General features: G+C 33.7%; 7 protein-coding genes. 4 read left to right on the forward strand and 3 right to left on the reverse strand.

Features of this window, described 5'->3' with window-relative positions:
* Window positions 1-27 precede the first annotated feature (27 nt).
* The 3 genes from IDG60_RS14765 to manA all read left to right on the forward strand — a co-directional run bounded on the left by IDG60_RS14765 (window position 28) and on the right by manA (window position 4,882).
* Window positions 28-1,902 carry a BglG family transcription antiterminator gene (locus IDG60_RS14765; RefSeq protein ID WP_000887022.1) on the forward strand — a complete coding sequence of 625 codons (1,875 nt, stop codon included), beginning with the start codon at window positions 28-30 and terminating at the stop codon, window positions 1,900-1,902.
* Window positions 1,903-1,977: 75 nt separating this feature from the next.
* Window positions 1,978-3,930, forward strand: coding sequence for a PTS fructose transporter subunit IIABC (locus IDG60_RS14770; RefSeq protein WP_000706111.1), 1,953 nt, complete (start codon window positions 1,978-1,980; stop codon window positions 3,928-3,930).
* 13 nt (window positions 3,931-3,943) lie between these two features.
* Window positions 3,944-4,882: a mannose-6-phosphate isomerase, class I gene (gene manA, locus IDG60_RS14775; protein ID WP_001173201.1), complete on the forward strand. Its 939-nt coding sequence runs from the start codon at window positions 3,944-3,946 to the stop codon at window positions 4,880-4,882.
* Between the two features lie 111 nt (window positions 4,883-4,993).
* Here the strand turns inward: manA and IDG60_RS14780 are convergent, their stop codons facing one another.
* Window positions 4,994-7,975 (reverse strand): YhgE/Pip domain-containing protein, encoded by a 2,982-nt coding sequence (locus IDG60_RS14780; RefSeq protein ID WP_000786115.1) that lies wholly within the window; start codon window positions 7,973-7,975, stop codon window positions 4,994-4,996.
* A gap of 210 nt (window positions 7,976-8,185) precedes the next feature.
* Between IDG60_RS14780 and IDG60_RS14785 the strand changes: the two genes are divergently transcribed.
* Window positions 8,186-10,045 carry an amidase domain-containing protein gene (locus IDG60_RS14785; protein ID WP_001125628.1) on the forward strand — a complete coding sequence of 620 codons (1,860 nt, stop codon included), beginning with the start codon at window positions 8,186-8,188 and terminating at the stop codon, window positions 10,043-10,045.
* A 264-nt stretch (window positions 10,046-10,309) separates the two neighbouring features.
* Here IDG60_RS14785 and IDG60_RS14790 read toward each other — a convergent pair whose 3' ends face one another.
* Window positions 10,310-10,870: a cysteine hydrolase family protein gene (locus IDG60_RS14790; RefSeq protein WP_000088195.1), complete on the reverse strand. Its 561-nt coding sequence runs from the start codon at window positions 10,868-10,870 to the stop codon at window positions 10,310-10,312.
* Window positions 10,871-11,038: 168 nt separating this feature from the next.
* On the reverse strand, window positions 11,039-12,879 hold a 1,841-nt coding region (locus IDG60_RS14795), incomplete at its 5' end, for a GA module-containing protein (RefSeq protein ID WP_206160847.1).

Consider the following 12,879-nt stretch of genomic DNA (forward strand, 5'->3'; position numbering starts at 1 on the left):
AAAATTTAGAAAGGAGGTACATGTTAAATGCTTGATAGACACTTAAAACTACTCCAGTTTTTTATTAAAAATCCATCAAAGCACATTAGTTCTAATGAAATTGCTGAACATGTCAATGTTTCAAACCGCACAGTTCGCAATGATATTCATGTTATCAATAGCAATTTTATGGATGATATCATCGTAAGTATTAAATCTAAAGGATATCAATTAAATACATCGCAGTATACCTTAGAAACGATAACTGAACGTTACACGCATATTCAATCATATAAAGAAAAACTATTATTATCTATGGCGTATCAACTGCTAATGCACAATAAATCGCAGACATTGCAACAACTAGAGCAAGATTATCTATTATCTAAAACTGTGCTCAACGACTATTTCGTTCGAATTCAACAATGGTGTCAAAAATTTAATATCGTTTTAACAATCAAGAAAAAACAAGGTATTGTGGTCGATGGAACAGATAATGATATCACTAATGCCATCATCCATTTAAATCAATTATCATCAGGGCATGTACATGTTGAAGACCTAATTTTAAATGAATTACCTGATTCACACCAAAGGATGATTTCGCATATTATACAAGAGACACTTCAACAACATAGTATTGAAACAACTGATATTCAAATACAACAGCTTTTAATTCATCTCATTTTAATCATTAAACGTAAGCAATCTTTAAGTGAGCTAGACACGTTAAACCATGATGCAAAATTGATATCTCAATCTTGCATTAAGCAAATCAACGAAAGATTAGGTTATGACTTGAACGAAAAAGTAATCAATATGTTTTCATTCTTTATTGCTTATCATTTTAATAAACTCGATATTGGTATAGAACGTATATTTATACAAAGTTATATTGATCGCTTAATCGAATTGATGCAGCAACGTATTCATGTACCTTTCAATGAAGATTCGATTTTACAACAAAATTTATATAATCATTTTAGTAAAGCATATTTACGTATCACTCAAAACATTTATTTAAACAATCCTTTAGTTATAGAGATTAAAAAACTCTATCCCTTTGTGTTTAACACACTTTTTGAAGCGATTGATAAATTAGCAATTGATACTGATATAGAGATGAGCGAAGATGAAATTGCATTTTTAACAATTCATTTTCAAGCTGCCATCGAGCGTCGTACCAAAACACAATTAAATGTAGTCATTGCTTGTTATTATGGTCTAGGTGTGTCGAATTTTTTAGAAACTAAAATAAATAACTTATCCGAAGAGTTGTCAGTAATAAATACGATTAAACTAGAAAGTATAACACACTATCACTTTGACAATGTAGATTTATTAATAACGACCCATGATATTCCAAAACAAACGCTAAACATACTTCCTAAGCACCTGACGACTATCAAGGTTGCACCATTATTTTCTGAAGATGATCGTCACAAAATCAGACACGTTGTGAAGCAAAAGCAAAATCCGGTTCAAGCACATCATCATATGGACACTGTCAATTTCCTTGTCGTAAATACTGAACAAAAATCACGGCATACTGTGCAAATTTTTGAAGAAGCTCAAAAAATATTACAAGCACATCATGCGATTGTAGAAGGATATATCGAATCAGCTTTAGAGCGTGAGAAATCATCTTCTACATACATAGGTAATTTTATGGCGATTCCTCATGGAGATCCTGAAAAAGTTTTACAATCACATGTGCTTATTTTTCGCACAAAAGATGTTTTTCCTTGGCGACAACACGATGTCAAACTTGTCTTTTTCTTAGCGATTTCGCATAAAGACAAAGCTTTTACAAAACAAATGATGCAATTAATTGCTAACTTGGATGATGATTCAGTGAACCATTTATGTAGTTTAGATGATCATAGTTTAAAGCAACAGTTATTTGAATACTTACAAGAATAATTGCCACTAGTAACGGTAATTATTCTTTTTTTAGTATCGAGAATACGCTTACAATATAGAAAAGGAGATGATTTTATGAAAATTGTAGCTATTACCTCATGCCCAAATGGCATTGCACATACATATATGGCTCAAGAAAAGCTTGAGCAGGTAGCAAAAGAAATGGGTGTGGATATTAAAGTAGAGACACAGGGCGGTGTTGGTGCTGAAAATGTTTTAACTACGCAAGACATCGAAGAAGCTGACGGTGTCATAATTGCAGCTGATAAACAAGTTGATCTATCCCGATTTGTTGGTAAACGGTTGATTAATGAAAATGTTCGCGAAGGGATTCATAATCCGAGAGGTCTAATTCAACGTATCATTAATCAAGATGCGCCTATTTATCAATCTGAAACAAATTATCATTCGAAAGATCGCGGTAAGTCTAAAAGTGGTATTCAAATGGTGTATCAACATTTAATGAACGGTGTATCGTTTATGGTTCCTTTTATCGTAGTTGGTGGACTCCTTATCGCCATCGCGCTGACTCTAGGCGGTGAAACGACATCAAAAGGATTAGTCATCCCAGATGATTCATTTTGGAAATCCATTGAAAACATTGGTAGTTTAGCCTTTAAATTTATGGTTCCAATACTAGCTGGATATATCGCTGTTAGTATCGCTGACAAGCCCGGTCTTGTTCCTGGTATGATTGGCGGCGCTATCGCTGCTGACGGTAGTTTTTATGGCAGTGATGCAGGCGCAGGATTTTTAGGTGGTATTGTTGCTGGTTTCTTAGCAGGTTATATCGCAAAGTGGATTAAAGATATTAAAGTTCCAAAAGCAATGGCACCAATTATGCCTATCATTATTATTCCCATTATTTCATCGGTCGTTGTAGGATTGATATTTATATTTTTAATCGGTGCACCAATTTCTAATATTTTTGAGGCATTAACAACCTGGTTAAAAAGTATGCAAGGTGCTAATATTATTATACTTGCGATGATTATAGGTGCGATGATCGCCTTCGATATGGGCGGTCCAGTAAACAAGGTAGCATTTTTATTTGGCTCAGCACTTATTGCTGAAGGTAATTACGCCGTTATGGGTATGGTCGCAGTTGCTGTATGTACACCACCAATCGGTTTAGGTTTAGCAACGTTTGTTCAAAAGTATAAATTCAATCATTCCGAAAGAGAAATGGGTAAGGCTTCCTTCACTATGGGACTATTTGGTATTACTGAAGGTGCTATTCCTTTCGCAGCCCAAGATCCATTGCGCATTATACCTGCAAACATCATTGGTGCAATGATTGCATCAGTCATTGCAGCCATTGGTGGTGTCGGCGATAGAGTCGCACATGGAGGTCCAATCGTGGCTGTATTAGGTGGTATTGATCATGTATTATGGTTTATCTTTGCAGTGATAGTAGGTAGTCTTGTCACAATGACTACTGTACTATTATTAAAACGCAATACACCAGTTATAGCAGTAGATGCACCAGCGCAACACACGCAACTTCATGATACAGATATTACACAACATGATACAGAGGTTGACAATGTAGATAAAACCGCGAAACATTCACATCTCAATAAACCTTCTCATGTTTTTGATCAACAAACTATGATAATTACTGATCACGACATGTCTCGAAACGAAGCAATTGATATGTTGATTCATAAACTTAAAATTTGCCGTTATGTAGAGCACACATCGCATTTAAAAAATGCAATACTAGAACGTGAAATGGAGTCTACGACAGCTATTGGCATGAACGTGGCCATTCCACATGCAAAGTCTGATGTTGTAAAACAACCGATTGTAGCTGTTATGAAAAATAATCATGGTGTTAAATGGGACAGTCTAGATGGTAGTCTACCTCAATTGATATTCTTAATTGCCGTACCAAACAACAGTCAGGATACACATTTAAAAATACTTCAGCGCTTATCTAAAGCGTTAATGAATGATGAGACACGCCAATCACTAATTAATGCAAACAGTACTACAGAAATTTATAACTTATTAATGAAAATATAGAGGAGTTTTAACTATGGCATTATTTTTACAACCCGTTTTTAAAGACAGAATTTGGGGCGGTCATGCATTAAAAGCATTTAACTATGATATCCCTAATGAGACAACTGGTGAATGCTGGGCAATTTCTGCACATCCAAATGGTCCTAATACAATTATCAATGGTCCATACAAGGATATGACCCTAGATCAACTTTGGTCACAACATCGTGAATTATTCGATAATGATTCACGAGATAGTTTCCCTCTGCTAACTAAAGTATTAGATGCCAATGATAAATTATCTGTTCAAGTTCATCCAGATGATGACTACGCTTTAAAACACGAAGGCGAACTAGGTAAAACAGAATGTTGGTATATTTTAGATGCAGCCCCAGGTGCTGAAATTATATATGGCGTACATGCACATAATAAACAGACGTTAATCGACATGATTGATAATCATGAATTTGACAGTCTTTTCAAACGTATACCTGTTAAGCCCGGTGACTTTTATTATGTTCCTGCTGGCACTGTCCATGCCATTGGTTCGGGTATTTTAATTTTAGAGACACAACAATCATCCGATACGACATACCGTATTTATGACTATGATAGACGAGATCAAAATGGTCAATTGCGTGATTTGCACTTAGAGCAAAGTAAAGATGTGATTGAATTAGGCAATCATGAACCAAATACTACTCCTATAACAACTCACATCGACACACACACTGTAACTCAATTTGTAGATAATCAATATTTTGCAGTATATAAATGGGATATTCATGGAGATTTAAAATTCAATAAACCACATGCTTATTGCTTAGTTACTATTATCGATGGTACTGGTACTTTAACAGTAAACGATAAGCACTATGACATCCAAAAAGGTTCTAGCTTTATTTTAACTACGGAAGACGAGGATATTCACTTTGTCGGTAATATTAGTGCTATAGTAAGTCATCCTGGATAATAGCAATGATAACAACCGTCCCATAAAAGACAGAAATTACTATCTCTTCTGTCTAAAAACATAAAAATCCACACATTAAGGAGCTATAACCCTAATGTGTGGATTTAATTTTTATTCTGTAACGTTACTTTGGTCAACTTTTTCAGATACGCGCTTCATCAATGGATCTGTTACAGGTTTTAAAATTAAACCTACAACGAAGAATCCTATGCCAAATAACGTTAATATAATTAATTTTGTAATTAGGATTTCCGGAACAATACCGCCTACTGTTTCACGTAATGAATCAATTGCATACGTAAATGGTAAGTATGGCGAAATGTTTTGGAAAAATTGTGGCGTAGTTTGAATTGGGAATGTTCCTCCACCACCTGCAATTTGTAATACAAGCAATACGATTGCAATTGCTTTACCTGGGTTACCAAGTAATGATACGCACGTATATACGATTGAGTTGAAAATAATCGAACAGAAAATCGTTATAAGTACAAATAATACAGGTGACTCAACTCCTGCTTTTAGGATTAACAAATCTCCAACCGATACAATGAGTGCTTGCAACATACCAAGCATTATAAAGAATCCTGCCTTACCTAAGAACACTTGTCTTGTCGTTAAGACTGACTCTAGACTCTTATGTTTATTATCAACCGTTAATAAACTTACCATCAAGAGTGCACCTACCCATACTGACAGTGCAGTATAGAATGGTGTCATACCTGAACCATAATCCTTAACTGGGAAAACATCAACAGTCTTCTTATTAATAGGATTTGCAATAATACCCGCTTGCTTTTTCAAATCATTCTTAAGTGTGTCGATTAATTTGTCGACTGCATCATCTTTGTCTAATTTCTTGAAAATTTTATTCGCTTTTTTCAAATCTTTTTCAACATCAGGCAATTTATTTTGAGAAAAATCAGCTAAATCTGATAAAGCCTTTTTCGCTTGTGGCTGATTTTTATTTAGTAATCCTACCGCTTGATCATAACCATTTAATAACGTTGGTAAATTTTTATTCACACTTGCTGTCGCATTAGTTAATCGCTGTTCCAACTGTGGTAAGTCATTGCGCACAAAGTTAGCAGCTTTAGCTACATCACTTTTCACTTTCGGGAAGTTTGCTTGAGCATTTTTAACAGCACTAATGTATTGTTGTTCAATACTTGGTAATACTGTTTGTAAGCGATCAATACGTGTTTTACCATTTTTTAAAATAGCTTGTCCACTGTTAATGACTTGATCAATTGTATTTAATTTAGACTGAACATTGGATAATGCAGTTTGCCCTTTGTTCAATTCATCCATAATACGTTGTGATATTGATACTAAAGAGCTGTTAAGATCTTTTTTAACATAATCTCTAAATGATGATAATGATGAATCTAGTTTTGAAAGTTGATCTAGTAATTTAGTAGCTTCAGCAGTTCCTGAACTACCATTCTTTAATGCATTGCTTAATTGATTAACTAACCTTAATGATTCATTAATTCGATTATTAGCTGCTTTTACCTTATCAATTTCTTTTGATAAATCAACATTTTCATTCTTCTCAATCTCTTTTAATGTATCGATAAATTGTTGATTATATTGCGTTGTGTATTCTAAACCGGACTTAACATTATCTAAAGACTCTCTAAAATCAGAAGGCTTGTCCGATGCTAAAATGCCATACGAAATATTACGTAATGCCTGACTATCTTTTTGTGCGGCTTTCGCTTGGGTATCTAAATTATTTGATAATGATAATAAAGAGCCCGTTAATGCCGCTTCCATTGATTTAACATCTTTATCTGTAATGTTTTGTGTGTTCTCGTTAGCTGTGCTGACTTGTGTTGTTGTTATATCTGCAAAACTTTGACCATCTTTTTTCCCGCTTGTACTTTGTGGTGTAGTCGATACAGGCGCATTATTACTATTTGGTGCGGTATTTTGCGTAACATTATTATTTGGTGCAGTATCGCCACTTGGTGCACTTGGTGGCGTTGATGCTACACCATTACCAGCTGCAGGTGAACTATTTGATGTTTCGTTGTTCGCCGCGCTATTTTGAGGAATCTGTTGCTGGTTTCTTCGATTTAAATCTTGCGCGCGTCGAATTGCATCTTGATAATCACCGACTCTACTTCTAACTTGTGTGACGAAGCCTTTGGCATCATTTAACTGTCCATTAGCTTGATCAATCCCTTGACTCGCAATGTTAAGTCCTTGATTAATTTTAGGGAACTGCGCTGGCACGTCATCAGCTGCAAAATTTAACGCTTTTTCAATTTTCGGCATATAATTATTTAAAGCTAATATCAACTTAGCCTTTTCATTAAGTTGCGGAATAGCACCATTGACTTCGTTTAATTTTTTCTGAGCATCTAAAATATCACCTTTATAATTTCCTAGTTTTCTAAAATCATTGGCATATTTATCTAAATCCGCTTGGTGGTTATTCAAATACACAATTTTATTCGCAAAGTCATTAATCTTAGGTAAAGCTTTATCTGCTGAATATACCGCATTTTTTATCTTGTTAATTGTCGGCACATTTTCTTCAATAGTTAAACCTGCTTTGTTAGCTTCTTCTAATAATGCTCGAGTTACTGTTTTATTAAATTGTTCATTCGCTTTTTCAACGACAACTGACGAACCAGTATCTGTTAGCTTAGACGCAACAGCGTTAATCTTCTGATTCACCTTAAATTCTACATCTGCTTTTTGAGGCTGCTTACGTAGTGTCCCGGTAATTTCATGTGTAAACTTAGATGGGATGTAAATACCTGCAAAATATTTACCCATTTTTATCTCATGATCAGCTTTCTCTCTACTTACAAACTGCCAATCAAAACTTTTATTTTTCTTGAGTGTATTAACCATCGTATTACCGACATTAACTTTTTTCCCTCTGATTGTGTCGCCTTTATCTTCATTAACGACTGCGACCTTGATGTGTCCCGTGTTGCCATATGGATCCCACATTGCCCATAAGTTAAACCAAGCGTAGAACGATGGCAAAATAGCTAAGCCTGCTAAGATAATCCACACAGCTGGCGTCTTAGCTACTTTCTTCAGATCCATTTTAAATAATTTAAATGCGTTCTTCATTGTCACACTCCTATGTAGGAATTATTCATATTTTTTATATATTTTTTGTAAATTAATTTATTTTTGCGTTGTGAATTAGTATAATCAATTTACTGGAAGATATTTAGTCGATTGATACCTATCAACTATTTTCAGCATACGATAAATTATAACAAATCATAGTTTATTATCACACTTAATTATTATATTTTTCAAGGGAGAATACGAAATATGCCTAAAAATAAAATTTTAATTTATTTGCTATCAACTACGCTCGTATTACCTACTTTAGTTTCACCTACCGCTTATGCTGATACACCTCAAAAAGATACTACAGCTAAGACAACATCTCATGATTCAAAAAAATCTAATGACGATGAAACTTCTAAGGATACTACAAGTAAAGATACTGATAAAGCAGACAACAATAATACAAGTAACCAAGACAATAACGACAAAAAATTTAAAACTATAGACGACAGCACTTCAGACTCTAACAATATCATTGATTTTATTTATAAGAATTTACCACAAACCAATATAAACCAATTGCTAACCAAAAATAAATACGATGATAATTACTCATTAACAACTTTAATCCAAAACTTATTCAATTTAAATTCGGATATTTCTGATTACGAACAACCTCGTAATGGCGAAAAGTCAACAAATGATTCGAATAAAAACAGTGACAATAGCATCAAAAATGACACTGATACGCAATCATCTAAACAAGATAAAGCAGACAATCAAAAAGCACCTAAATCAAACAATACAAAACCAAGTACATCTAATAAGCAACCAAATTCGCCAAAGCCAACACAACCTAATCAATCAAATAGTCAACCAGCAAGTGACGATAAAGCAAATCAAAAATCTTCATCGAAAGATAATCAATCAATGTCAGATTCGGCTTTAGACTCTATTTTGGATCAATACAGTGAAGATGCAAAGAAAACACAAAAAGATTATGCATCTCAATCTAAAAAAGACAAAAATGAAAAATCTAATACAAAGAATCCACAGTTACCAACACAAGATGAATTGAAACATAAATCTAAACCTGCTCAATCATTCAATAACGATGTTAATCAAAAGGATACACGTGCAACATCATTATTCGAAACAGATCCTAGTATATCTAACAATGATGATAGCGGACAATTTAACGTTGTTGACTCAAAAGATACACGTCAATTTGTCAAATCAATTGCTAAAGATGCACATCGCATTGGTCAAGATAACGATATTTATGCGTCTGTCATGATTGCCCAAGCAATCTTAGAATCTGACTCAGGTCGTAGTGCTTTAGCTAAGTCACCAAACCATAATTTATTCGGTATCAAAGGTGCTTTTGAAGGGAATTCTGTTCCTTTTAACACATTAGAAGCTGATGGTAATAAATTGTATAGTATTAATGCTGGATTCCGAAAATATCCAAGCACGAAAGAATCACTAAAAGATTACTCTGACCTTATTAAAAATGGTATTGATGGCAATCGAACAATTTATAAACCAACATGGAAATCGGAAGCCGATTCTTATAAAGATGCAACATCACACTTATCTAAAACATATGCTACAGATCCAAACTATGCTAAGAAATTAAACAGTATTATTAAACACTATCAATTAACTCAGTTTGACGATGAACGCATGCCAGATTTAGATAAATATGAACGTTCTATCAAGGATTATGATGATTCATCAGATGAATTCAAACCTTTCCGCGAGGTATCTGATAGTATGCCATATCCACATGGCCAATGTACTTGGTACGTATATAACCGTATGAAACAATTTGGTACATCTATCTCAGGTGATTTAGGTGATGCACATAATTGGAATAATCGAGCTCAATACCGTGATTATCAAGTAAGTCATACACCAAAACGTCATGCTGCTGTTGTATTTGAGGCTGGACAATTTGGTGCAGATCAACATTACGGTCATGTAGCATTTGTTGAAAAAGTTAACAGTGATGGTTCTATCGTTATTTCAGAATCCAATGTTAAAGGATTAGGTATCATTTCTCATAGAACTATCAATGCAGCTGCCGCTGAAGAATTATCATATATTACAGGTAAATAAGTATTATTAAACCCGCAAAATTTATAAGTATAAACAAGGAGTTCGGACTTAAACATATTTCTGTTCATAAGTCCGATTTCTTATTCAATTAAACCCGAGGTATTCAGTTCGAACGCCTCGGGTCATTTTATATAAATATATTATTTTATGTTCAAATGTTCCTCATCATATCCGTTTCAATTGTCATCTCACACATTTTATAAATATGAGCAAATGTACTTATTTTCAAACATTACTGCCGAGCTTTAATTGACGTTATATTAACTATAAACTACTTTTCCATGACTCTACGGATTCAATGTCACATGAGCGTGATAAAATTTGTTCAATAATAAAGTCATGTTTATCATCTGATCTATCACCAACAGCATCTTCTAAAACAGTAATATAATAGTCTTTATCTACACTTTCTAATGCCGTGCTCAATACAGCTCCACTCGTAGAGACACCCGTTAATACTAAATGATTAATATCATTTGCACGTAAATAAACTTCCAAGTAACTACCTGTAAATGCGCTAAAGCGTCGCTTAGAAATAATCGGCTCATCTTCTAGTGGTGCTAAATCTTCAAGTATTCGTGTAGATGCATCTGCTTCAGTAATCGCATATCCTTGAGCTTTAATTGTTGAAAACACTTTATTACTCGAGGAGACATCATTAAAATGCTTATCTAACACTAAACGTATGAAAATGACTGGTATTCGATGTTGTCTTGCTGCTTCAATTGCTCTCTGATTCGCTTTAATAATATTTTTTATTCTAGGTACACTACTCGCTATACCTTCTTGCATATCCAAAACTAATAGCGCCGTTTTTCGAGACATCTTCATTCTCCTTTACTTCTGTAGTTCTAAGTCGTTAAATTCATTATAACGTTAAAATGATGGACAATCTATTCATTGCATTTTGCATATACTTCACAATAATTTAAGGGGGAAATAAGACGTCTTATATACTTAAAAAAATATATAGATGCTCTTCCCCCAATATAATTATGCTTTATTTTTCAACTTATTGCGTCGTGATAACCAAATCATTAGTACACCCATTGCACCAACAATTACAGATATCGGCAACCAATGTTCTTTTATCGTTTCCCCCGCTTTAGGCAAAGATACATTACCATCAGCATTTAATAATCCACTTAACAATCCATTACCTTTACCAAGTGTTAACGTCTTTTCTGGCTTTGGTGTGGGTATATCTGGAATACTGTCTAATAAATTTGATCCTTGATTCATTAAATTTGCTAACTTATTTAAATCCGTTGTTTTCCCATTTTTATTCAATCGATCTAGTAAACTTGGACGATTTACTATTGGTGATAAAATATAGTCTATATCTTTTTTCGTTTGATTGAGTCTCTTTTGTAAATTCAATAAATCATCCGCTTTACCATTCAATGCCGATTTAACTAAATTAAAAATTTTATTTTGATCTGTTTCTATTTTAGTAATTAAATCTGCCAGTAATTTTGCCTTTTGTCTTTCTATACGTGTTGCTAAAATCGTTTCAATTGCTTGCTTTTTATCTTTGGCATTATTCAAAATTGCTTTTAATATATCATCTGAAGACGTGTCGCCAGTTGATGCAAAATGTTTCTTCAATTGGTCAACGATTTGGCGATTTGATAATCCTTTATTCGTCCAATCTTTAGCCAATTTATCTGCTTCAGCTTTTCCTAATTTCGTTTGTAAGATTTGAGAAATCAATAGCGACTTATCTTGTGATTGATCAATCAATGACGTTAATAAATCATCACTCGTTGTCAGAGATAGTTGATCAATATGACGAGTAATTTGATCTGCAATTTGTTGATCTGTTTTACCATCAACACGTATATCTTTTAGAATTTTATCTGCCTCGTCTTTATTAAATATACTTTCTAAAATGCTTTGTGTAGCATACTTTTTATCATCAGTACGTGCAAGTTCTTCCAAAATAATATTTCGTTGACTTTTTATACGCTCTTTCGTCTTATTTACTTCGCTCATTAAGTCTGATTTTTGATTTTTAGGAAGTTGCGTATTTGCAATACGTTGATCTAAAGATTGTAACGTATTCAGTTTATGATATGTGTAATGTTGCGTTGAGGCATTACTTTTAGCCAATTTTTCAATCATAGCATGATTAATTTTATCGCTTCCTTGTAATTTATCAGTGAGTTGATTACTATGGCTTTGATTCTCTTCATTTGAAAGAAATTTATTTAACACAACATGTCCAGAACCATCATTATTTGGCGTTTTAGCTACTTCATGATTACTATCTGTTGTAGACACTGCCGGATCTTTCGATGCATCTTTCAATGCATCTTTCGATTTGTGTATTTGCTGATTCAAATGGTCTAGGTCTTCTAACGCCTTATTTACCATTGCTTCATCATTTTTATCATCTTTTTCTCCATATTTTGTTGTAGCCGTTTGTGACATATCATTTTTCATTGCATTAAGATCGTCCTCGCCACTTTGTTGACCCCTATCAACATTTGAAGAAACCTCATTTAAATCTTTAAGCAATTGATCTAATTTACTGTCTATATCACTTTGACCGTTCATTTCAGTGTGAGAACTTTTATTTTCTTTGCTATCCAACTCATTAGCTCGTTTTATGATTTCATCTATTTGCGATGCTGTTTTCGCTTCATTTAGTTGTGCTTTATAATGTGCTTTAGATGAAGCCGATAACTGTTTTAATTGCTCAATTTGACGAATTGCTTTGTCAACTTTGTCTAATAAATCTTGCTTAGATAATATCTCTTTTGAAATTTCAGTATCCTTTTCAGATGCAGCTTGGGCATCGTACGGCAAGATATTCGTTAAAATGATACTTG

This window comes from Staphylococcus sp. EG-SA-2 (assembly GCF_017152085.1).